Genomic DNA, 22,144 nt, shown 5'->3' with positions numbered 1-22,144 from the left:
TATAAAAAAACCGGCCTGAGCCGGTTTCGTTCACGCTGCAGCGAGGCAGGTTACTTCATGGTGGCGAGAATCTGACGGATCGATGCATCAATCTGCTCAGCAATCTCTTTCGGCAGACGACTGAATTCATACTGTACGGTGCGTTTCTCGTCATTGGTTTTACGGCGCGCATAGGTGTTTGCCGTGGTAAAGGTGGCCAGTTTTTCCGTCACCGTTTTGCTGACCGGCGCGGGCTTTTTTAACTGGCGACGGGCGCTTTTAAAGGCATTGAGAATGGCACTTTTTTTCTCATCTGCATTTGCGCTCAGCAGTGAACCCTCAGCCTCCAGCTGCTGCTCTATCCCGCTGACCAGTTCCGTGACGTCTGCGGCCTCCGCCTTTGCTTCCTCCCAGACGTCGAGCAGTAACTGATAGTCCTGCAATGTCAGTTCCGACACCACCGGGAAGAGGCCGATAAATTCGGCGGGTACGGCAGCCGCCTGGAACGCGCGGGAGACTTTGGCGTTAGAGATGCCTTCGGCTTTAGCAATCTCTGATTTGCTCATGCCGTTCTCGTTCATCAGCATAAAGCGCAGCCCCAGCTCGCGCAGGTTATGCTCTTTTGCTGTCTGAATATCCGCGGCCAGCTGACGCGCATCCGCGAGGCTCAGCGCATCGGCGGTTACCAGGACTTCCAGGCTGGCTCCCGACAGAATGCAGGCGGCGCGGCGGCGGGAACCGTCCATGATCTCAATTTTGTCACCGTTCACGCGACCAATGGCCGGGAAAAACTGCTGCAGGGTAATGGTCCGGGTGATCTCCTGCAGCGACTCGGGAGTCAGGCTGCTCTGGTCCCGTCCGTTAATGGCCGGGTTTACGCTGGTCCGGGTTTCGATATCGTCATGCGGGATCAGCTGACGCACAAAGGTCGCCTTCGCGCCCGATTTCAGCGTAAAAGTCCGCGACTGGCTGCTGCTGTCGATCATGCTTGCTATCGCGGAGTCGCCAAATTTGCGGCCAATGCGCTGTATAGGTTTGCTCACAGGGTGCTCCTGATATATTCGATGCGATCAAATACCGCCCTTGAGAACTGCTCAGCTTCATATTTCGCTTTACGCAGGGCATCGGCACTGCCCGGATACGAGGAGGGGTTGGCACTGATCACCGTGTCAAAAGATTCACCGCAGCGTTCAAATCCATCCAGCCGCGGTAAGCTGCAGTCCAGCATCGATTTTGTGAAGACTTCCCGCGCATAGCTTTGTGAAGTCAGGTGATCGTGTTTTGAGGTCATTTTTGACATGAAGCCGATATTTGCCTTCAGTCGCGGTTCAACGCCTTCAGATTCAATCCGCTCCAGCATTTCCGGCAGGCGGGTCAGATACTTCATCGTGGAGTGGAAGTCGACCTGGGCCGGTGGCGTAGGCGTCAGCAGCACATCACTGGCTGCGATCGCGTTCAGCATAAAGGAATCCAGATGCGGGCCGGTGTCCAGGAAGATAAAATCGTAATCGCCTGCCAGACGATCGATGACGTTACGGCGCAAGACTTCGGATGGCGCAACCCCCGGCAGGTGTTCGGCAACCAGCTCTTCCCAGTCGCTGGCCACAAAGCCATCGTCAATTGACGCCGGGATAACATCCACGCCGGGCATGACGGTAGGTTTGATGAACTGTTCACGAAGCTGGTCTGCATCGAGATCGTTGAGCATCGCCTGAGCGGCCGTTTCCAGAACGGAACCCACGCTGTTGGTATGACTCAGGAACATGGTGCTTGATGCCTGCGGATCCAGGTCGATAACCAGGATGCGCAGATCGTTATGCAGCATGGAAGGGTGCGCGCGCATACCGTGGGCGAGCGTAACGGTACTGACCGTTTTAGAGACCCCGCCCTTAAGGCTGACAACAAAGACGACAAAGGGGCCGTCGTGGCGGTCGCGATATTTCGGCACTTTACGGTGCTGATAAATGTCGACGACGTTCTGAATGGTCAGTGCATACTGCGAGGTACTGCCTGTCTGTTTTTTGCCAAACTGGTAGCCTGCAGCTTCCATATCCCCGATAGCTGCGACGACCGCGTGCTTGCTCAGCAAAGGCATATTGGCAACGGCATTACGTGAGAAGGTCTGGTAAAAACCGGTCTGATTAAACTCCTGACGCTGCTGCTCAATATGGTTACTCAGTCCATGTAACATGGAATTGGCGCGCGTGGCCATTTCCAGCACTCCACCATAATCACGCTTCATAAGCCCCTCTGATTTAATGTTTTTTGGCATACTACACAAAAAGCGCATATCTGCCAATTTTTTAGAAAAATGCCAAAAACCTGGATTTTTCAGTGCAGACGATAAGAAATCGTCGGGAAATCAGGCAGGGTGTTGAAGGATGTGAGGTGATGGCGCGGGCATTTTCTGTAGGATACAGTCAGCGCTGAGCGTCTGAACGATGTGGCGTTCCGATGCAGGAAACGCCGTGAGAAGGGTGTTTTCATCATGAAAATCGTAAAATAGTTATTATTTATCAATAAGTAAACTGTGAAATCGTCTGGTGAAAAGTGCAGTTGCGCAGGGTCAGACAGGGTGCTTTTCCATTTTGCTGTTCAGAGCGGCAATGAATAATGGCCCCCCTTACTGAAAGGCGATCCTCACAACTCTATTCAGCTGCATAATCGTTTACCGGAATCCCTTTCTCGGTTAAACCTGCCTGACAGCGCAGCAGCTGTAAGCACAGTGCATGCGATGCGATAAGGCGCCCGGTTTCGGGGATGATCATCAGTTTTAACCTTTCTCTTTTTTATGGCATAAACCAGCCCGTCGTATATCTGCTGCAGATGAATTCAACAAAGCAATTTACCTTCGGGCTTTGCAGCCGGCGTGGACGTTTTTAAAAGCGATCTGCGCGATATCGATTCCCTCGAAGAGCCTTTGCTGGCGTCGACACGCTTTTTCTTCTGAATGCTGTCACCGGGGATGACTTCACTCAGGCCCTGATCACGCTAAATGTAGCCCGGGCTGAAGTGGCTGCGATCTGGACTGAGATGCTGGGCCGCCCTGTTGCTTATGGGGGCGATGATCCGGGCGGCTTTGAGGCCAGCATGGCGAATTTCATGCTTGTGTGGATGGCATATGGAATGCGCATTATGGCCGAACGCTATGTCAGCGACGGCATGATCCCTCAGGAGGGCGACCGCGAGCGTCTGGTTAAAATGCCAGGCCGCGATCTGCATTCTTATCGTGAAACGGCTCTGGCTCTGGCTCTGGCCGGATGAAAAGAGGGGGAGTTTAACCGGAAGCCGGGATAAGTATCAGGAGGGTTAAAACCGCTCTCGCGAAGATCCCGCACTCCCCTTTATGCAGCTCTATATCTCAATCGCAGATGATAACCAGATAAGTTCTCGCTTTCTCATCCAGATTCCTAAATTGACTACTGCGCTATGGTTCGGGTTCTTGTCTGGCAGGTCTGAACTCCTCCTCTTCTGCATATCACTCTGCTTTCGCATTCTGACTTTTGCTTTACTGCTGTGTAATTTCCCTTTACCGGCAAAAGTTTTTTACTGCATGTCAGTTGAATATCGTAATAATTCACGGTGTTTTCATCATGAAAAACTCCAGATAAGGTTATATAAATCAAATAGTTAGGTGATTTTTCTTCAGGGTGAGTTTACGTTTTATTTCTCTACAGAAAAAGTTGATGGCTGATCGACAACTTAAGCCCAGACCTCACCCGGAAAACCCGCTGACGTTGATTTTTTTCGGTGAGCCTGTTTAAACCGTCCTCTATCAGCTTTAGGTCTGGTCATGTTTGCTGAAACGGCTTAAAGCTGAATCACGGCAGAAAAGCAGTTTCATTTGAGACGGTAATAGCGTCTGGTTTGGGTTTTTTTATCCCCGTTATCCACAGGCCAGATCCAATTGGTCGATCCTTAATAGATCAAATTGAGATCCTAAACAGATCCCCGCGGCCGCCTGAGCCTTGTGACACAAGGGCTGAGAAGGGATCAATAACCACTATAGCGAGAAAAAAAACCACTGCGGAGAGTATAACAACCACTATGGCGAGAGAAATAACCGCGCTGGTGAGTAGTGAACAACCACTGTAGCGAGTAGACGGCGCTGATAAAGGTGGATAAACGGCATTGTTATCAGCTACAGCCTGTTTTTCAGGCTGGCTCTGAAGATATAAGGCTGGCGGCTGCTCTGATTTTCTTAAAAATTAACGTTTAACAGCCCGTTTTTACACGGTTATCCACCGATTCGATCCAGTAACCGATCCTGATAAGATCATTAATAGTTCCTGAAAGATCCCCGCTGCAGGCCAGGCCCCGACAGCGCTGGCTTAAGGCCCTGTCAGTAACCACTGTAGCGAGTAAGATAACCACTGTGGTGAGAGAAATAACCACTGCGGTAAGTAGATTAACCGCTATAGTGAGTGATAGTATCCACTGTATCGAGTAACAGCGGCTGTTGCCTGTTCATAACACGGATCTGCCTGATGCCAAGAAAAGAACCCGATATCCTGAACATAGCGGATGCATTTAGCGAAACAGACAAACGCACTGGCGAGGTTGTTACTCTCACGCCTAACAGTAATAACACCGTTCAGCCGGTCGCGCTGATGCGACTTGGCTTGTTTGTTCCGACGCTGAAATCCACGGCGCGCAGTCAGAAAAACCAGATGAATGCCATGGATGTGACACAGGATCTTAAACAGTTATCCCTGGTCCGCTCGGAAGGGTATGACAACATCAAGATTCTGGGTGCCCGCCTGGATATGGACAACGATTTCAAAACCTGGGTAGGGATCATCCGTGCCTTCGCCACACATGAGTGTCTGGGAGACACGGTAACGCTCTCTTTCGTTGAATTCGCCAAATTGTGTGGCATACCCTCTGTGCGTCTCTCCTCGAAGCTCAGAAGCCGTCTGGATGCTTCCCTGACCCGTATTGCCTCAAATACGCTGACATTTACCAGCAAGGGTGGCGAGAACTACACCACGCATCTGGTGCAGTCTGCCAAATACAGCATCAAAAAGGATACGGTCACCTTACAGGCCGATCCCAAAATCTTTGAGCTCTACCAGTTCGACAGGAAAGTCCTGCTGCAGCTGAAAGCCATCAATGAGCTGGCACGTAAAGAGTCGGCCCAGGCGCTCTACACCTTCATTGAAAGTCTTCCGCCTAAACCGGCGCCGATCTCCATGGCCCGGCTGCGTGCCAGACTTAACCTCACCTCGCGTGTGATCACCCAGAACGCCACGGTCAGAAAGGCCATGGAGCAGCTGAAAGAGATTGGATACCTTGACTACACGGAAACCCGGCGCGGCTCATCGGTTTACTTCTGGGTCCATTACCGTCACCCCAAGCTGCGCCCGGCCGAACTGCCGCTCAGCAAGTCTGGTCTGATCGATGATGAAATGGATGAGTTTGACGATCTCTATAACGATCCAACTATCATTGATGTCAGCCAGCCTGACCCCGCGATGGAAGAGGAGAGCAGCGAGCTGGTGATGGTGTCACGTGAAGAAAAAGAGTTGCTGAACAAAATCAGAAAGCAAAAAAAGCGATAATTATCAAGCGTCAGCACGTCATTCATCTTGCGATATCGCTATCCGCTTCTGGCTTTCGGGTATGAATTCGCAAAGATCACCAGCCAACCACTATAGCGAGTCATTTTACTCACTATAGTGGTTATCCCGCCGCTGCCTGCGTCAGAGATCCTGCTCAATCCCTGTTGCACGCTCATAATGCGCCTTGCTGTTGTTTTAAACCGATGCAGTCAGTATTGACTCGCTACAGTGGTTGCCCTTCTGTTGATGATGATAATGAGTGCGTCTGACGCAGAGATTTATCTGCTTTACTCGCTACAGTGGTTATCCGGTTTAGCGTTTTTAAGTCGGGTAAGTTGCGGGGCAGGTAATTATCGTGCAGAACGTGCTTCTCTTACTCGCTATAGTGGTTGTCCTTCCTGTTATCGCTGTTAAACCTGCGCTTTTCCTTAACTTCTTCTCCCATGAGCTACTCGTTACAGTGGTTATCAGGTTGTTTTATCGCTAAAGCGGTGAGTTAATGATCAGATAATGGCGTCTTATATGGGAAACATACTCGCTACAGTGGTTGCCAAACAGGAACAGGCAAGGGGATCTGCTCGCTATAGTGGTTGTTACCCTTTCTGTCCTGCCACGCCTGCCGGGTGCTTACTTAATATGTAAGTGCTTACTATCTTTTCATGGCTTGTCAGTTCTGTTTCTTAGAAAAATTCTATACATTTTTCTGTTCCAGGCATCACTCTCTATAGTGGTTCTCTTCAGGCCGGGCGGCGCAGAATTGACCATAACGTTGATCCCGTCGCCCCTGAAAGGGTCTCAAAGGGAGACGGTTTAGTGAAAATAGCCTCTTTCTTACTCATAAAACTGCAAACACGCTTCCTGTCTGAAGGCGTCTTCTCGCTATAGTGGTTGCTCGCCTGTTATCCGTCTCTGAACCGCTTGAGTGAGAATTTAGCGGGTGCTGCTACTCGCTACAGTGGTTGCTGAGAGTGAGCTGAGGCGATATTTACTCGTTATAGTGGATATGTGTCACATTACGCCTCTGCAGATAAGGGAATATGCAACAAATTGCCTTTCCGCAGGCAGCAGGAATGTAACATTACTCGCTATAGTGGTTATTAATATTTCCTGTGCCTGTCTGGTCAGAAATGTGCTGTCAAAACGGGAAGGTGTAAAAAGCTCATTCAGCTGGTCAGGGGCAGGGGGCGGGGTAGGGGTGTGAATCAGCGAACTGGGCGAAGATTGTCAGGAGGGTGGCAACAGAACGGCCAGCGGGCCAGCCGTTCTGTTGCTGTTCAGGCAGGTTGCGTTACATCGCCTCCCGGTATTCCGGCCAGGCGACCGATTCAGCCTGATAACGACCTGCGGCAGCAAACAGGGTGCCCTGGAAGTTGATCACACCAGCCGCCTCCAGCCACATCCACTCTTCTGCCTGGACGATACCGGCTGCGATCACGGTGATCTCCAGCGCGGAACAGCATTTGATAATTGCCTGAACCACCGCCTGTTTGGGGCCGCTGCGGTGAACGTCGCGGGTGATCCCGGCGTCGATACGAATACGGTCCGGCTGAATGTGGGTCAGCAGCGAAAGCCCGGCAGAGCCATCTCCAAAATTGTCGATGGAGAGGCTGATCCCGGCGGCTTTCAACGCACGAACCGCTTCAGAGAAGGCAGCCAGCTGCGAGATAACCGCCGTTTCGCTCACGCCGATAACCACCTGTTCCGGCACCAGTCCCGCCTGCTGAATGGCGGCCACAATCTGCGTGACGGCATCGGGGATCACCACCAGCGTCATCGGCAGCAGGCTGACATAGAGCGTCATGCCATCAGGGCAGACCTGACCCGCGTGGGCGAATGTCTTTTTCAGGGTCTCCAGATCGTCAGCATGAAGCTGGGCGTCTGAGGCTGCATCGGAGGGCGCCGCTCTGACAAAAGTGGCTTCGATCGCGGTGACCTTGCGCGCCAGCGGATCGACGACCGGGCGGAAACTGACGCCTTCCGTTTCAGGGCGGGAATCCGGCACCTCGTTATGCTCTGAAATGAATTCCCAGTAACCGGGCGGAAGAACCTCGTAATAGTTCTCCTTCTCGCGTGACTCAACAAAGGTTCGCAGGAATTGCAGTGCCCGATCATCATAGGTCAGTTGATATTTCGAGGTTCCCTTGTCCAGCACCGCCTGGAGCAGCGACGAGCGGTCATGTTCACGCAGGTCAAACAGCGACATACCCGCATTACCAAACCGGCGGGAAGGTGCATAGTCGCGCATCAGCTCCACAACATTGTGATGCCGGCGATCGGCACAGATGCGCTGATAGACTGCCTGAACGCCCGCTTCCGGCCCCTCAAGCAACTGGAAAAAGTGTGTGCCGTTGAATAACAGGATGCCTGTAACGTCGTGTGCAGTGTTGATTTCGCTGGCGTGATCGACCATCTCAGGCAGGGTTCTGACCGGAAAATCATCGGAAATATGGCTGCGATATATAATGGTAGTCAGCATGTGCAGCTCCGCTTTTGGTGAATATAGCGCACACGCTAACACTGTTTAAAAAATGTTTCATCTTTCCTTACTGTTTGTAGCACGGCATGCACACGGGCAGGCAGCACTAAGCGCAGCGGCAGCGGAGTAACGTTCCGGCTGACTGATCCGGCACATGCCGGCGGTTACTCAGCAGGGCTCTCCGCGCAGCTTCCAGTTGAGCCAGTGATCCAGCGCTTCTTCGTTCAGTGGTCTGGAATAGAAGTAGCCCTGTGCCTGGTCACAACCATACTCTGTCAGCGAGGTCACCGCATCGGGGCACTCGACCCCCTCTGCCAGCACGGTGTAGTCCAGCTCTTTCAGCATGGCGATGATGCTGCGGGCAATGATGCGAGAGGCAGTATCGGAAGAGAGCTCGCTGATCAGGGAGCGATCCAGCTTGATAACATCCAGCGGCATCCGGCGCAGATAACTGATATTGCTGTAGCCGGAGCCAAAATCATCCAGCGAAATCGTAAATCCACACTCTCTGAGTCTCTCCAGCCCGCGCAGGGCATCAGGGCTTTCAAGGATACGTTCAGTTTCCAGACACTCAATGCCCAGCAGTGAGGTGGGAAGCTTAGCCCTGACCAGCTTGCTTTCCAGTGCTGAAGCAAAGCCTTCCTGCGAGAAGTCGTTCACGCTGACGTTAATCGTTAACGGCAGCTGGATGCAGCTATTCCTGAGCCGTCTCAGGCGGGATACCGCCTGATCGATAATCCAGGCGGTCAGCACAGAGAGCAGCTCGGTCTGTTCAGCCTGCGGGATAAAGGCACCTGGCGAGAGTTCACCCCGGGTAGGATGCTGCCAGCGGATCAGCGCTTCCAGCCCCACCGGTCTGCCACTCTGCAGGCAGATTTTCGGCTGGTAAACCATATAGAGCCCGACGTTGTCGCGCAGCGCAGCTTTAAGATCGTTCATCAGCAGTAAATCGTCAGCATGCTGCGTCTGCGCCTCGGCGTCATAGCGCTGCGAGGGCAGCCCCAGTCCGACCGCATCGTTCAAGGCACTGGCGGCGCGACGTAATACCTCAGGTGCCGAGAGGTGACTGGCCACAAAGCCCACTTCGCCGGTGTGCGGTGTCAGCGCGACCGACAGTCCATCATCCATATCTGCACTGATACCCTCCAGACGACCGGCCACCCAGGCGGCACTCAGGCGGCTGTCTGCCCGGGTCAGGATGGCAAACCGTCCGGTGGCCACGGTATAGAGCATTTCCCCCACCGCCGGACGCAGTCGCAGTGGCAGCAGGGTGGCCATATCTTTCAGCAGGCTTTCAACCGGACCCATTCCCATTGTGCGGGCCAGTTCATAGGCACGTGACATATCAATGCAATCAATCAGGACCAGGCGGCGGGGTGTGATGTCGCCCGCCACGGCCAGATACTGCAAATCACGGATCAGACGCTGGCGGTTAGGCAGTCCGGTTACCGGATCGACAAACCCGGCTGCATGCCAGGCTTCCAGAAAAGACATGACCAGCGTGGAGAGCAGGGTCAGCGTCATGACGTGGTCAGAAGTGAACACATGCGGCTCGGTGTCGGTCACACACAGCGTACCCAGAATAATGTTATCGCGCGTTTTCAGCGGGACGCCGGCATAGAAGCGAATAAAGGGTGCGCCGGTGATCAGGGGATGCCTGACAAAACGCGGGTCGTGCCAGGTGTCGGGCACGACCATCGGCGTGTTACTATCGACCACGTGGCGACAGAGCGAATCCTCACGCGTGGAGCGCTGAAGATTGAACGTGTGCGAGGCCTGTACGGTCTGATACTCATCATCCAGAACAGAGATAAAGCTGCCCGGAATGCCCAGTGCCTGACTCGCCAGACGGACAAATTTCCGCAGGACGTCATCGCGACTTTCATCAGGACTGCGCAACGCCTGTATAGCACGGCTTCTGCGTTCATCATCGCCGTTTAAATTGTTAAGCATGTGTGTATACCCCGCACCGGTTGATTACGGAGCGAAAAAGAAAACTGTCCGGTTTGAAATGTTGATCAGGCGGCAATAAATATAGCGTATTTTTTATTTTCCGCTGAATGATAGGTGACTCTGCGGCAGCTGTCTCTTAATATTTTCTTTAACGCATTTAAAGGGTGTTTACGATTCGAAAATTTAATCAAAGAGAGGCGTTAATATTTACATATCGCTGTCATTTTCAGAAAACGCGCAATTTCAGCCTTTTTAATGTTTATTTCAGGGCTGAAGAACAATATGCATTCAGGAGCGTGAATGGTTTTGCTAAGTCAGTCTGAACCCTGCAGCCGCGACAGGCTCCGGAACAGCGTCGCCGGGCAGAGACGGGTGATAAAGATAACCTGCTAATATACCTGGTAAAAGCAGAGAGCCGGGTCACTCCGGCAGAGATAACCTGTCACCATTGTGGTGGATGAGGCAGGTCAATCCGCCGCCGGGCTGCCCCTGACGCAGCACATCAGGCAGTAATCAGGTTAACGTTTGATGCCGTTGCGGGACTGTGACGGACGCCGGGGTGGCGGGTTTTGCTCCAGCCACGCACGCACCTGTTCGGTCAGCGAACCCTGTTCGCGAATCGCACGCGTCAGCCTCTCCTGTGTCGTCTTCAGCTCCTGGGTCCAGTAGGTGATTTGCCACTGTTCACGGATCTCTACACGTGACAGATCGTCGGGTGAGCGACGCTGGATAGGATTTTTCATTTATTATCCTCCTCATATTTTTGATGGTGCCTGCTGAGCAGCATCCTCAGGCTAAACAGCTATCGTGATGAAGAGTGAGGCATTGAGGTAGCGGATTAATCCCTGAATCGCGCTTAAGTCAAATATCAGGACTATTCCTGGCTGGCGCAATAAGGCCCTCTAAAAAAATAGAAAAGTCGCCGGCAGGGCAGAATTACCCGTTTCGTTTACAAAGAAATCCTGCCGGAATGCAGAACCCGGAATTTGACATTTATTTAAAATGGTCAATTATTCTCAGGTCAATTCGCAGGGCCACTTCCGGGTCGCTTCGCTTTATACAGGCGAAGCGCTGCGCCTTTGCGGTTTCATCATGTTGAAGGAGTCCTTTTTTGGTTAATCGTCCCCCTCAGCCGCCTGTGGCTGTTCAGAGTAATGTGCGTGAACTTCGTCTTGCCGCCGGGCTGTCACAGCAGAGCGCCGCAGAGCGTTTCGACCTCAGCCTGCGCGTCTGGCAGACGAAAGAAGCTGCAGCCAATCCTGCGTTACTGAGTCAGGGTGAATATGAGTTGCTGCTGCTGCTGGCCGGCCGTCATCCTCATTTCGTTCTTGCACCGCAGAATAAAAAATAGCGACAGCCCCCCTATCCTGATCGATTCCCGGTGATAACAGGATCCGGGGAAGCGGAAAAAAATCTATTTCCCGGCTTGAAAATGTAGCGCTAATCCCTATTTTGAAGGTGATCGGGAATCTGAAACCGGTCAGATGAACTTTTGGATGAACCTGTTCAGGAGATTATCACGATGTCACTACAACCCTTTTCAGTTTTGCCTTCGCTGGCTGATTCCGTTTTTTCAGACCGCTTCAGCCGCATTGATAAATTGTTCAGTCAGCTGACGGGTGACAGCCCGGTCACCTCCGTTCCCGCTTACGATCTGCAGCGCGTGGAGGATAACCACTATGCGCTGACCATCAGCACGCCTGGCTGGAAAGAACATGAGCTGGAGATCGAGTTACGTGGCGGACGTCTTTCTATCGCCGGTCACAGGGAAAAAGCGTCGCAGGAAGCGACAGGCGAGGCCCGGGAAGAGAATGGCGGCTGGATCCATCGTGGGATAGCGCGCCACGACTTCCAGCTGAACTTTTCTATTCCGGAGCATATGAAGGTCACCGGAGCCAGTCTGGCTGAGGGGTTACTCCGTATCGATCTGATTCAGGAGATACCGGAGAGCGAAAAACCGCGCCGCATTCCGATTGCCATCGGCGGTCCGCGTACGCTTGAGCATCACTGATAGCTGCAGGGCGGAAATGGCAAAGGCTGTTTCCGCCTTTTTGATGGCGGGCAGGCAAAAGAAGTCATGCAATCAGGCGCTGGCGGAGAGGGTGCTTTCAGGCAGTTTCACGCGGGTGTCTGTTCCGGTCAGCATGACGGGATCGCCTGCCTCAAGACTGGATTGAAAAACTGCCTTCATGGATGGCGTAATTCCGTCGCCACACCACATCAGATGGTGCTCAAAGCGGTGATTCGCCACGGCAGGCACGCCTGACGCCTCGGCGGCCACTTCAACCCGGAATCCCTGTCCGTTGAGCCGTATCGCTTCCATCCAGATCTCTGTCTCATCCGTCACGCTGACCGCTTCAAGGAACAGCGGGATGGTGCTGCGTCGTCTGGCGGCCTGCGCCAGGCGTTCCCACTGACCCACCACGGCGGTGTGAAAACGCTCAAGACGCTGCGCTGCCCCTTCGCTGACGTCAGTGCGCAGCCAGAGATTAAGCGGGCGCAGGTAGCAGTTCACATAATCATCGCCACAGTAGTCAATGTTCATCATCCGCAACTCGCGATGAATATCCTCGTCTGAGCTCTGAGAGAGCAGCTGCAGCATATCCTCTTCCCGGCAGGCCCAGCCGCCGGGCAGCGTAACACTGGGCCAGTTAAGCGCCGCATGGATATCGAAAAGCGTGTGGCCGCCTGACGTCATATCCCGCACATAGAGTGCACGCGTAAGCTGATTATCTGAATAACCGCCAGCATCCGGTGGCGTAATCAACCCGGCGCGGCGCCAGCGTCTCAGCGTTTCAGGAAGAACACCGACAAGCGCACATATCGTGTCGGTAGAGTGTTGAGGCATGATTGGTATCCGTAAGGTTTTGGGCTCCCGTCACCAGGGAAGTCAGCGTAGTATGCGCGCCAGCGATGAATAAAGAAACAATCATTTCCATAATGTATCGGGTGTTGCACAGCGGGGCGGGGTCGTTAACATCCATGAGAGAAAAGGGCAGGCACCGGGCGCGTAAACGCCCGGCGGGAAAAGGGGATTACCAGTGATACTTGTTGGAATCTTCCCACTCTTTCACTTCCTGCTCGGCACGATCTTTCTCGTAGCCGTAACGTTCCTGAATTTTACCGACCAGCTGATCGCGCTTCCCTTCCACAACGGTCATATCGTCATCCGTGAGATCGCCCCATTTTTCCTTAACCTTACCTTTGAACTGCTTCCAGTTACCGCCAATGCGATCTTCGTTCATGGTGATTCTCCCAACTCGGTGATTATCCAGGGATCTGATGAATATCTGTTGGCCAGATGGCTGTCAGATGGATCAAGCATGGCACAGCTTTTGCTCTTTGCAGCGAAGCGGTGTGAGCCGCATCAAATTATGAGCAAAACGGCAGCGTGCAGGCGGAAGTCAGGCGGGATTACGCCAGTCGTCGTGAGGGCCAGCTGACGGCAGGCAGGGCGTTGAGAGCAGGGCGCGCAAACAGAAAACCCTGGTAATAGCGAACCCCGGCACCTTCAAGCCAGAGCCACTCTTCAATTTTTTCAACGCCTTCTGCGATGACCGTGATTTCCAGCGCCTGACAGCATTTCAGGATGGCCAGCACAATTGCCTGACGCGGGCCGCTGCGGTGAATATCAGTGATCAGCTTGCGATCGATTTTAACTTTGTCGGGCTGAAAATCGGCTAACAGAGACAGGCCAGCAAAACCGGCGCCAAAATCGTCGAGCGCCAGGCTGATGCCGGCCGCTTTCAGCTGGCGCACTGCGGACTGAAAGGCGTCAAAGCGTGAGATGACCTCATCTTCAGTGACCTCTACCACGACCTGCTCCGGTCGCAATCCCTGCAGCCGGATTTGCTGAAGAAGATGATCGACCGCCCCCTCGATCATCACCAGTGACATAGGCAACAGGTTAACGGAGAGGGTCTGATCGCTCAGGCCAAGCTGTCCGGCCAGCCGGAAAGCATAGGTCTTGGAGTGAAGATCGGCCTGATAACGCTGGCTTTCCGGTAGCTGAGAAAAATAGTCGGCGGGTGAAGCGCCATGCTTACCGCGGATCAGGGCTTCACAGGAAACAATCTGGCGATTTGTGGCATCCACAATCGGCTGCAGCGCAAACGCACAGCGCTGATCGGCGGCCGGCGGGCAGGAAAGCGGTACAGCGGAGGAGGAGGGAGTGGTCAGTGTCCACTGACTGGCTGGTTCAATCTCAATAAAGGTCTCTTTATCCCGTCCTTCAACAAACGAACGCAGGAATTTGACGACCCGATCATGCCGGATACGCTCCTCATTAAGCGTGACCCGGCCAAGCAGAGCCTCCACCACGGTATGCTTCTGATAGTCTCGCAAATCAAACAGGGCCATGCCGGCGTGACCAAATCGCCGTGCCGGGGCGTAGTCACGCATCAGCTCGATCAGATTAAAATGCCGATCGTCCTGACTGATTCGCTGAAAAACCGTGTGGACATTCTCAACGCTCCCCTCCAGCACCTGAAAAAAGTGCTGCCCGTCATAAAGCAGGATCCCGGTGACCTCGGCCGCGGCGTTTTTAACACTGGCACGCTCCACCAGCGCCTGCAGTTTCTCCGGCGAGACAGAACCCGCAAGCTGACTGCGGTAAATAAGGGTGGAGAGCATAAGCGGACTCGCATGGCAGTTGAGACTTATTAACCATATCACAGATATTTCGGGGGTTAAGGGCACAACTGAAATGATTATGCTGTTCTGCTTTCGGTATTAATATCGCTGTGAATCCCGCCCGGGATTAAGAGGCATTCATCGCCATTTTCGCGGGACAGCGATCAGGCAAATGTAATAAAGCAGAAAAGCCCCCGTTAAAGCGGGGGGCGAACAGAAGATATAGCGCATTATTATAACGACACAGCATCCCTGGTGAGGCGCTGGGTAATCGGATGTTCACAGGTTTCTTTCATCAGCCGTTTCATGCTGGCCGGTGAAACGTGATCTCTGCTGCTGCACTTTCTGAAAAAGTGCCCCCTGTTAAAGGGGGCAAGGGTAGGAGTCAGATCACTCTGTAAAGGAAGTGGATTTCGTTACAGAGCCATTTAAAGATAGGGCAAAAGCGGCCTGAATGCCGCTGCGGTTAACCCTTTTTTTAGTTTGATATCAGATGATTAGAATGATTACTTTGCTGCATTTTCAGGTTAATCAATGTGTTAAACGTTAATGAAAACGTTTTCTAAGATTTGGATTAAAGTCCCGTTTCGCTGGCGGACACGGATAAAAATGGCAGGGCAGGGCGTCCTCCGCAGCCGAAAACCAGACAGGCTTGACCGATTCCGGGAATAATTATACTGTTTATATATACAGTTAATGGTGGTGAGACGTTGCGGGGGCAATTCAATGCAACAGGATGATGCGGTCTGGATCGCATTCAGAGAGGCGATGAGTCGGGATAGCGAGGGGCTGTGTACGATCAGCACCCGGGACTTTGTCACGCAGCTGGACCTGCACAACATACCTCACACCATGCGAGCGGCGAATGTCTGGATAGAGATCCATATCACGACATTCCGTGATATCTCCACCGAACCGGGTGAGTGCCGGCTGTTTCAGGTTCCTGCGGCGCGCGATTAGCGCGCACCGCAGAACCATTAAGCATTCAGCCTGCCTGCAGAGACAGGCTGAGGTCGCCATCAGGCCCTGACGCTGCTTTGACGCAATCCGGCGCGGTCCTGGTAGGTTGGCCTGGCAGAATAGCTCTTCTCGCAGCCCGTGCGGGCCATATTCAGAGCCACTTTGCGTTTTTTCAGCTTAATTTTCGGTAACCACTCTTTAAACTGTGCCGTCAGCGAGGCCGCCTGCTGTTCGTTTGCAACACGACAGATAAACAGCTTGCTCTTGGTCTGACGGGTAACGTCAATGGCGTAGATCTCAACGCCACTACTGCATGCTTCATATTCAACATCCGTAAACTGCATGTGTGGCCAAAGACCGGTTCTGGTTTCAAATGTGGCTAAATCCATGATGACTACCTTTTTTTATTGTAAGCGTTAGTGCTGTCCGGCAGGTTAAAACCTGGTCGGGCCAGTGAGCATAGACCAGAATCAGCATTCCGCCAGTCAATTCACTAATTTAATCTGGCCCTGCCACAAATGGCTAAAATCCGAGTTGCAGGTGCTCCCGCCACAACGCGATTTGCCCTGCCCTGAGGCTGCTGAGTGCGCTGCCGGGGCAGGATTTTGCTTTCGTGTTCTGCCCCTGATAGCCGCCGCGTACCCTTTCCGCGGAAGAGCAGACTTAGCGATGCCGATTACCTGAGCACTGCTGTTAAATCAGCCACGTTATTATCAGAGCACCACAAATGGCATTCAGTGCTTATATCCGGCATTGTTGCTGCATATAACGATAAAGAGTTAAGGGGAGAGTGAGCATGGATGGCAGGATGTAAATAATATGTTAATTCTAAAAGATAATAAGAATCAGCCTCTTTGCGTTGTTAGTTCACTCTGTGTCAGGCGCAAGAAAAAATAAAAAAATATATCTCCCGCGATCAATTAAAGCCCCGCTGAAGAAAGCCGATAAGAACGATCCAGCATTAACATTTGTTCAAATTATTCTTTCTCCCCAGGGGTGCTTTATGACTATTACACAGCGTCTGGTAATGATTTTCTCACTGCTTGCAATGTCACTGATTGCACTGGTGATTATCTCGTTATCTGTGATTTCGGGTTTTCAGTCCCGTTTTGAATATGTACAGGCGAATGCGATACCCAGTATTCGCGATCTGAATAAATCGATCAGCGTAACCAATCAGTTAGGCATTGCTCTTTACCGCTATCACAGTACCAGCGATGAGACAAAGTTCCCCGCTGCAGAAGAGCGCATTAATAATCTGCTGCAGCAGATTAAATCGCTTAACGATTATTACATGGCCAATGACATCTCTAACGATGAAGACAAGGCGATGACAGAGCAGGCCAACAGGAATCTGGATGCGGTGCGCAGCGCACTGCCCGCTTTCCTTGCCGCATCGCGCGCTCATGATGACGCAGTCACCCTGCCACTGTTGCAGAGTGAAAATGGTGTGGGCGCTGCAACCCGTAAAATGGAAGCGGACTTCACCCGTCAGATTCAGCTGAACATCGACATCGGCGAACAGCTGCGTGCTGAAAACAAGCGCGTCTACACCCAGACCCTGTGGGCGATGTCGGGGGGATCATTACTGGTGATTCTGATTCTGGCTGCCTTCTCCGTTAAGGTGATCCTGGGCATCAAGAGAAGCCTCTCCGGCATCGTCAATACCATGACCCAGGTCAGCCACACGCTTGATCTGACGCATACTGCGGATGTCAGCCGTAAAGATGAGATCGGCCAGACGGCCATGGCGTTTAATCAGCTGCTGGCGCGCGTCTCTGGTACGCTGCTCTCGGTGAATCATGCTGCGCAATCGGTCAGTACGGGTTCAACGCAGATCGCAGCAGGTAACGAAGATCTCTCTTCCCGCACCGAAGAGCAGGCAGCTTCACTGGAGCAGACCTCAGCGAGCATGGCCACGCTGAGTGAAACGGTGCGGCAGAACTCCGAAGGCGCGCATCAGGCCAGCAGTCTGGCGAATAACGCCAACCATATGTCGATCCAGAACGGAACGGCTGTGAAGCAGATGCTCACCACGATGGATGACATTCGCGCCAGCTCGGCCAAAATCTCGGAAATTACCGGGCTGATTGAAGGCATCGCCTTCCAGACGAATATCCTGGCGCTGAATGCGGCGGTGGAAGCAGCACGTGCCGGCGAACATGGTCGTGGTTTTGCCGTGGTTGCCTCAGAAGTGCGTAACCTGGCACAGCGCTCCTCGTCGGCTGCCCGCGAAATCAAAGACCTTATTTCCACGTCTGTTTCGCAGGTTGAGCACGGGTTAGAGCAGGCCAACAGCGTCGGTTCAAACAGCGAAAACGTCCGTCACGCGATCCAGCAGGTCGCCGATCTGGTCAATGAGATTGCCGCAGCCACCTCTGAGCAGAGCAAAGGCATTGAGCAGGTTCATCAGGCGATTGGCCAGATGGACGAAGTGACGCAGCAGAATGCCGCGCTGGTGGAAGAAGCCTCATCTGCCTCAAAATCACTTCAGGAACAGGCCGAAACGCTGTCGGCGCTGGTCTCGACCTTTACCGTTGAAAGCTCAGGCCGTGTTGCACCACAGCCGCAGCTTCAGACCGCTTCTGCCTTCCGTCCGGCCAAGAAGAGCCGTCAGCCTGAACCGCAGAGCGTTGACCTGAGCAAAGCAAACTGGGAAAGCTTTTAAGCCTTAAGCAATCCCTGAAAAGCCTCCACATTGTGGGGGCTTTTTTTTGCCTTTATTTCATCTTTATTTCAACGCATCACGCTTCTTTAAATTAAATGAAAACGATTTCATTTATTATATTTTCAGGGCTTTCCCGATAATACCGGTTTGAATAATAATTGCCCGGGCGGAATAAATTAATCTCTTATCCGTAATGATAATTATTCCTGAAAAAAGGTGGCAGCTAGTATCGGCGGTTCCCGGGCTAACTTTAATTTCTTTATTTTCCAGATGTTGATGCTGAAGTCTGGCTTAAGGCTTTACAGGTGATATTCGGTAAGTACTATTTATCAGATTGATATCTATCGTTATTTTGCAGTTTGACTTAAGTGAAAGTGGCTGTAACTATCGTCTGTTTATTCACTGTAAAATAACCTGGTGCAATCTATACTCTCTCTTGCTGTTATCCAGCCCTTTATTTAACTAAGTAAATTTCATTGCCTTCAGGCGGCTTCGTGCTACGCGCTAACCGCTATGGGCTGCAAATGAAAATTCGTAAAAATAAAATTACATTACCCATTTTGGGTATGACATCACCTGCATGCTTAACACATCAGAGCGGAAAAAAATGAAAAAAGTACTCGACCGGATTAATTTGCCAGCAAAATTCCTTTTACTGGGAGCCTTTGCACTGGTGCTGTTTGTTTTACCCACTTTCCTCTTTATTCAGACGGGCAACCAGCTCATTGACACCAAGAAAGTTGAACTCACCGGTATTCCGGTTGAGAAAAAAGTACTGCAGCTGCTGAGCCTGCTGCAGCGTCATCGTGCAGAAAGCGCCATCGCCATTGGCCAGAACAGAATGGATAACCCATCGCGGCTGGCGTTAGTAACCCAGATCAACAGCGTATCTGAAAGTATTGCTGCCGATCTGCGCCAAAGCAGTGAGCAGGCGCAGCCATTAACGCGTCTGGACCGGGTTAATCAGGAGTGGCGTCAGCTGCAGGAGGATCTGGTTGGCGGACGACTGACGCTGGCGACCAGCCTGGCACGGCACACGCATCTGATCCAGGTTCTGCTGGAAACGAATCAGGATGTACTGGATTACTACCAGCTCTCACTGGATGCTGATTTGAATACCTACCAGCTGATCGTCAGTATTTATAGCCGACTGCCGCTGCTGACCGAGACGCTGGGTCAGATCCGTGGCGGGGGGGCTTCACTGATCGCCAGCGGTAACATCTCTGATGCCGATCGCAGTCGCCTGGCCTTCCAGATCGATAATGGCAAAACGGCACTGTCACAGTTCAGCAGTAACATGGATAAGGTGTTCACCATTGAACCGGATCTCAAAGCGATGTTCGGCGAGCTGGCGCAGAATGCCAGACAGCAGGCTCTGAATGCCCTGCAGCAGGCTGAAGGGGCGATTGTGACCGGAAATGTCACGATTACGCCGGTTGAATATGTCCGTATCTTAACCGAAGCGATTAATCGCTATGGTATGCTGGGAAGTCAGAGCAGCAACCAGCTGCAGATACTCATGCAGTCACAAATCGATGAGCGCCGTCATTCTCAGTATCTGTTGCTTTCCGGGCTTCTGGCGATTGCCCTGCTGGCGATCCTGCTGGCCGTGATGATCACCCGTTCGGTCACCCGGCCGGTCAGAGAGGCCGTGGAAGTCGCCAGTCGCGTCGCCGCCGGTGATCTGACGGCAGAGCTGACCGTGTCCGGCAGCAACGAAATGGCTGAGCTGCTGAATGCCCTGATGCAGATGCAGCAGCGTCTTGCCCAGCTGGTCTCGGATATCAAAGGCAACGCCGCGACCATTGCCAGCTCGTCGGAAGAGATTGCCCGCGGCAATGGCGACCTCTCGTCACGCACCGAAGAGCAGGCGGCGTCCCTGGCGGAAACGGCTGCCAGCATGGAGCAACTGGCGTCCATCATGCAGCAGAATGCCGAGAACACCCGCTTTGCCTCTGAACGCGCGGATTCTGCGACGCAGGCGGCCCTCTCCAGTGGCTCGGCCATGGATTCGGTGATGGAAACCATGCACAAAATCCGCGGCAGCTCGGGACAAATTGAAGAGATCACGTCGGTAATCGACAGCATTGCTTTCCAGACCAACATTCTGGCACTGAATGCGGCGGTTGAAGCGGCGCGTGCCGGAGAGCAGGGTAAAGGCTTTGCCGTTGTTGCCTCAGAGGTGCGGGCGCTGGCACAGCGTTCAGCGACAGCAGCCAAAGAGATCAAGAGTCTGATTGAGCAGTCGGTGCTTCACGCGCAGGAAGGGATCACGATGGCCCGGAACGCAGGCGACAGAGTGAAGCAGAGCGTCAGCGCGATTGAACAGACTTCTCAGCTGATGCGCGATATCTCCTCCTCCACGGAAGAGCAGACCAGCGGCATTTCGCAGGTCAATATTGCGGTCAATCAGATGGATCAGGTCACCCAGCAGAACGCCGTGCTGGTTGAAGAGTCCGCTTCTTCTGCGGATGAGCTTGCCGGGCGGGCCGTGCAGTTGCGTACCCTGGTCGCGCTGTTTAAAACGGCCTGATAAGACCGGAACAGCCGTCGCCTGACGGGGCGGCTGTTCGGTTACTGTGTCACGCCTGATGATCCTGCAGACAGGCGAGATACTTCTCTCCCGATCGCATCACCTTCTCTTTCGCCTGCTGAAGGATATCCTGACCTTCAAAGGCGCCATAAAGCTGTCCGAATGTCACACCCGAGAGCCGCTGCAGAATGTCGCCAACCGTCGCCGCAGAGAGCGGCAGCATGTTCGGATAGCTCCACATAAACGACACGCCATGCGCACCCGGCGTAACCTGCAGAATATCACCCGCCAGAATGATCCCGTCGCCTTCGTCCCGGTGCAGCACGCAGCCACCCGGGAAATGCCCCCCCAGCCGTAACAGCGTCACACCCGGCATCAGCGTCAGCGAGTCGCCCTGCCAGAGCCGGATATGCGGGCTCTCCCGGACGATCCACTGCCGATCACGGGCATGCAGATGAATAGGCGCGTTAAACGCCTCAGCCCACTCCTGCATCGTGGTGTAGTAGTGCGGATGTGAAATCGCGATGGCATCAATGCCGCCCAGCGCCGCGATCAGCGTAAAGGTGGCATCATCAAGGTTGGCAAGGCAGTCCCACAGCACGTTGCCCTGCGGCGTCCGCAGCAGAAAAGCGCGCTGGCCGATGGCAAAAGCGGGCACGGTTTTAAAACTTAACAGCGCCTCACTGTGTGCCGTCCATTTATTGGCGTGGCTGGCGCGCAGCTGATCGAACGGGATCCAGCCCTGACCCGAAGCCGGGACATACTGACGCTCATCCTCACAGATTTTACAGTGCTGATGCGTAGCCGAAGCAGGATAGGCGGTGCCACAGGCGGTACATAACAGGGTCATGATGTTCTCCTTTGTCTCGATCGGGATGATGCGCACCTGGCGGCGCCTTTATCGCCTCAGGGCTGACGGCGCAGGGTAATCCGGGTCAGCTCCGAGGGGCGGCCCAGCCTGATCGCCATGCCAGGCCAGAGCGCCGTGCCGTTGTTGACATAAAGCTGCATTCCGCCGACCTGATAAAGCCCGGAAACAAAACCGGCGTTGGGTTTTGCAAACAGGCGATCCAGCCCGACAATCAGACCTCCGTGCGTATGGCCGGAGAGCTGCACATCGACACCCTGTGCGGCGTTCTCGCGGGCATTGCGTGGCTGGTGGTCCAGCAGAATAATGGGGGCGTTTTCGGGAACCTGCTCCAGCGCACTGGCCAGATCGGGGCCGGTCGCGTCTCTGCGCGGTGCGGAGGCATCCGGCAGACCCGCAATGACCAGGCTGGCTTCACCGCGCTGAATCACCGTATGGCTGTTAAGCAGCGGCTGCAGCCCCAGCGAAGCCAGATGCGCCGTCCAGATCGCCTGATGAAAGAAATATTCGTGAT

Annotated in this window: 18 protein-coding genes; 7 read left to right on the top strand and 11 right to left on the bottom strand. The window is 53.3% G+C overall.

Features of this window, described 5'->3' with window-relative positions:
- Window positions 1-50: 50 nt before the first annotated feature.
- Together HFD92_RS16630 and HFD92_RS16625 are read right to left on the bottom strand one after the other, a co-directional pair.
- Complete coding sequence (locus HFD92_RS16630) at window positions 51-1,022, bottom strand: ParB family protein (protein ID WP_167429290.1); 972 nt, start codon at window positions 1,020-1,022, stop codon at window positions 51-53.
- On the bottom strand, window positions 1,019-2,221 hold the full coding sequence (locus HFD92_RS16625; protein WP_009093252.1) for an AAA family ATPase: 1,203 nt from the start codon (window positions 2,219-2,221) through the stop codon (window positions 1,019-1,021). The genes HFD92_RS16630 and HFD92_RS16625 overlap by 4 nt, the downstream gene beginning before the upstream one ends.
- An 893-nt stretch (window positions 2,222-3,114) precedes the next feature.
- On the opposite strand from HFD92_RS16625, the gene HFD92_RS21810 reads away from it, so the two are divergent.
- Together HFD92_RS21810 and HFD92_RS16615 are read left to right on the top strand one after the other, a co-directional pair.
- Window positions 3,115-3,243, top strand: a complete 129-nt coding sequence (locus HFD92_RS21810; protein WP_255461724.1) for a hypothetical protein — start codon at window positions 3,115-3,117, stop codon at window positions 3,241-3,243.
- A 1,223-nt stretch (window positions 3,244-4,466) separates the two neighbouring features.
- A complete protein-coding gene (locus HFD92_RS16615) occupies window positions 4,467-5,540 on the top strand; it encodes a RepB family plasmid replication initiator protein (protein WP_111209073.1) in 1,074 nt (357 codons plus the stop codon).
- Window positions 5,541-6,828: 1,288 nt separating this feature from the next.
- On the opposite strand, the gene HFD92_RS16610 is transcribed toward HFD92_RS16615, so the two are convergent.
- The 3 genes from HFD92_RS16610 to HFD92_RS16600 form a co-directional block, all read right to left on the bottom strand.
- Window positions 6,829-8,016 carry a diguanylate phosphodiesterase gene (locus HFD92_RS16610; RefSeq protein ID WP_111209072.1) on the bottom strand — a complete coding sequence of 396 codons (1,188 nt, stop codon included), beginning with the start codon at window positions 8,014-8,016 and terminating at the stop codon, window positions 6,829-6,831.
- Between the two features lie 168 nt (window positions 8,017-8,184).
- Complete coding sequence (locus tag HFD92_RS16605; protein WP_167429289.1) at window positions 8,185-9,969, bottom strand: EAL domain-containing protein; 1,785 nt, start codon at window positions 9,967-9,969, stop codon at window positions 8,185-8,187.
- Window positions 9,970-10,487: 518 nt separating this feature from the next.
- Window positions 10,488-10,712 (bottom strand): DUF3606 domain-containing protein, encoded by a 225-nt coding sequence (locus HFD92_RS16600; RefSeq protein ID WP_111209070.1) that lies wholly within the window; start codon window positions 10,710-10,712, stop codon window positions 10,488-10,490.
- Window positions 10,713-11,080: 368 nt separating this feature from the next.
- On the opposite strand from HFD92_RS16600, the gene HFD92_RS16595 reads away from it, so the two are divergent.
- Together HFD92_RS16595 and HFD92_RS16590 are read left to right on the top strand one after the other, a co-directional pair.
- Complete coding sequence (locus HFD92_RS16595) at window positions 11,081-11,320, top strand: hypothetical protein (RefSeq protein ID WP_009093257.1); 240 nt, start codon at window positions 11,081-11,083, stop codon at window positions 11,318-11,320.
- 171 nt (window positions 11,321-11,491) lie between these two features.
- The gene (locus HFD92_RS16590; RefSeq protein ID WP_167429288.1) at window positions 11,492-11,980 is read left to right on the top strand and encodes an Hsp20 family protein; all 489 of its coding nucleotides are present in this window, start codon (window positions 11,492-11,494) and stop codon (window positions 11,978-11,980) included.
- A 72-nt stretch (window positions 11,981-12,052) separates the two neighbouring features.
- Here the strand turns inward: HFD92_RS16590 and HFD92_RS16585 are convergent, their stop codons facing one another.
- The 3 genes from HFD92_RS16585 to HFD92_RS16575 form a co-directional block, all read right to left on the bottom strand.
- Window positions 12,053-12,817 (bottom strand): MerR family transcriptional regulator, encoded by a 765-nt coding sequence (locus tag HFD92_RS16585; protein ID WP_167429287.1) that lies wholly within the window; start codon window positions 12,815-12,817, stop codon window positions 12,053-12,055.
- Window positions 12,818-13,004: 187 nt separating this feature from the next.
- The gene (locus tag HFD92_RS16580; RefSeq protein ID WP_009093260.1) at window positions 13,005-13,214 is read right to left on the bottom strand and encodes a CsbD family protein; all 210 of its coding nucleotides are present in this window, start codon (window positions 13,212-13,214) and stop codon (window positions 13,005-13,007) included.
- A 169-nt stretch (window positions 13,215-13,383) separates the two neighbouring features.
- Window positions 13,384-14,601 carry a diguanylate phosphodiesterase gene (locus HFD92_RS16575; RefSeq protein WP_167429286.1) on the bottom strand — a complete coding sequence of 406 codons (1,218 nt, stop codon included), beginning with the start codon at window positions 14,599-14,601 and terminating at the stop codon, window positions 13,384-13,386.
- Window positions 14,602-15,327: 726 nt separating this feature from the next.
- On the opposite strand from HFD92_RS16575, the gene HFD92_RS16570 reads away from it, so the two are divergent.
- Window positions 15,328-15,561 carry a DNA polymerase V subunit gene (locus HFD92_RS16570; RefSeq protein WP_167429285.1) on the top strand — a complete coding sequence of 78 codons (234 nt, stop codon included), beginning with the start codon at window positions 15,328-15,330 and terminating at the stop codon, window positions 15,559-15,561.
- A gap of 59 nt (window positions 15,562-15,620) precedes the next feature.
- Here the strand turns inward: HFD92_RS16570 and HFD92_RS16565 are convergent, their stop codons facing one another.
- Complete coding sequence (locus tag HFD92_RS16565; protein WP_167429284.1) at window positions 15,621-15,950, bottom strand: hypothetical protein; 330 nt, start codon at window positions 15,948-15,950, stop codon at window positions 15,621-15,623.
- Window positions 15,951-16,564: 614 nt separating this feature from the next.
- Between HFD92_RS16565 and HFD92_RS16560 the strand changes: the two genes are divergently transcribed.
- Together HFD92_RS16560 and HFD92_RS16555 are read left to right on the top strand one after the other, a co-directional pair.
- Window positions 16,565-18,229 carry a methyl-accepting chemotaxis protein gene (locus tag HFD92_RS16560; protein WP_167429283.1) on the top strand — a complete coding sequence of 555 codons (1,665 nt, stop codon included), beginning with the start codon at window positions 16,565-16,567 and terminating at the stop codon, window positions 18,227-18,229.
- A 607-nt stretch (window positions 18,230-18,836) separates the two neighbouring features.
- Window positions 18,837-20,762, top strand: coding sequence for a methyl-accepting chemotaxis protein (locus tag HFD92_RS16555; protein ID WP_167429282.1), 1,926 nt, complete (start codon window positions 18,837-18,839; stop codon window positions 20,760-20,762).
- A 49-nt stretch (window positions 20,763-20,811) separates the two neighbouring features.
- Here HFD92_RS16555 and HFD92_RS16550 read toward each other — a convergent pair whose 3' ends face one another.
- Both HFD92_RS16550 and HFD92_RS16545 read right to left on the bottom strand, forming a co-directional pair.
- Window positions 20,812-21,612 (bottom strand): MBL fold metallo-hydrolase, encoded by an 801-nt coding sequence (locus HFD92_RS16550; RefSeq protein WP_167429281.1) that lies wholly within the window; start codon window positions 21,610-21,612, stop codon window positions 20,812-20,814.
- 56 nt (window positions 21,613-21,668) lie between these two features.
- On the bottom strand, window positions 21,669-22,144 hold a 476-nt coding region (locus HFD92_RS16545; RefSeq protein WP_370525230.1), incomplete at its 5' end, for a metallophosphoesterase.

The organism is Pantoea sp. EKM101V, assembly GCF_011800325.1.
Lineage (GTDB): Bacteria > Pseudomonadota > Gammaproteobacteria > Enterobacterales > Enterobacteriaceae > Pantoea > Pantoea anthophila.
This window is presented reverse-complemented; position numbering and strand designations above follow the sequence as displayed.

Excerpts from the sequence above, each read along its gene's own strand:
- HFD92_RS16585 (WP_167429287.1), bottom strand. The coding sequence starts at position 12,817 with ATGCCTCAACACTCTACCGACACGATATGTGCGCTTGTCGGTGTTCTT.
- HFD92_RS21810 (WP_255461724.1), top strand. The coding sequence starts at position 3,115 with ATGGCCGAACGCTATGTCAGCGACGGCATGATCCCTCAGGAGGGCGAC.
- HFD92_RS16625 (WP_009093252.1), bottom strand. The coding sequence starts at position 2,221 with ATGAAGCGTGATTATGGTGGAGTGCTGGAAATGGCCACGCGCGCCAAT.
- HFD92_RS16615 (WP_111209073.1), top strand. The coding sequence starts at position 4,467 with ATGCCAAGAAAAGAACCCGATATCCTGAACATAGCGGATGCATTTAGC.
- HFD92_RS16570 (WP_167429285.1), top strand. The coding sequence starts at position 15,328 with ATGCAACAGGATGATGCGGTCTGGATCGCATTCAGAGAGGCGATGAGT.
- HFD92_RS16600 (WP_111209070.1), bottom strand. The coding sequence starts at position 10,712 with ATGAAAAATCCTATCCAGCGTCGCTCACCCGACGATCTGTCACGTGTA.
- HFD92_RS16550 (WP_167429281.1), bottom strand. The coding sequence starts at position 21,612 with ATGACCCTGTTATGTACCGCCTGTGGCACCGCCTATCCTGCTTCGGCT.
- HFD92_RS16575 (WP_167429286.1), bottom strand. The coding sequence starts at position 14,601 with ATGCTCTCCACCCTTATTTACCGCAGTCAGCTTGCGGGTTCTGTCTCG.
- HFD92_RS16555 (WP_167429282.1), top strand. The coding sequence starts at position 18,837 with ATGAAAAAAGTACTCGACCGGATTAATTTGCCAGCAAAATTCCTTTTA.
- HFD92_RS16605 (WP_167429289.1), bottom strand. The coding sequence starts at position 9,969 with ATGCTTAACAATTTAAACGGCGATGATGAACGCAGAAGCCGTGCTATA.
- HFD92_RS16560 (WP_167429283.1), top strand. The coding sequence starts at position 16,565 with ATGACTATTACACAGCGTCTGGTAATGATTTTCTCACTGCTTGCAATG.
- HFD92_RS16590 (WP_167429288.1), top strand. The coding sequence starts at position 11,492 with ATGTCACTACAACCCTTTTCAGTTTTGCCTTCGCTGGCTGATTCCGTT.
- HFD92_RS16565 (WP_167429284.1), bottom strand. The coding sequence starts at position 15,950 with ATGGATTTAGCCACATTTGAAACCAGAACCGGTCTTTGGCCACACATG.
- HFD92_RS16610 (WP_111209072.1), bottom strand. The coding sequence starts at position 8,016 with ATGCTGACTACCATTATATATCGCAGCCATATTTCCGATGATTTTCCG.
- HFD92_RS16580 (WP_009093260.1), bottom strand. The coding sequence starts at position 13,214 with ATGAACGAAGATCGCATTGGCGGTAACTGGAAGCAGTTCAAAGGTAAG.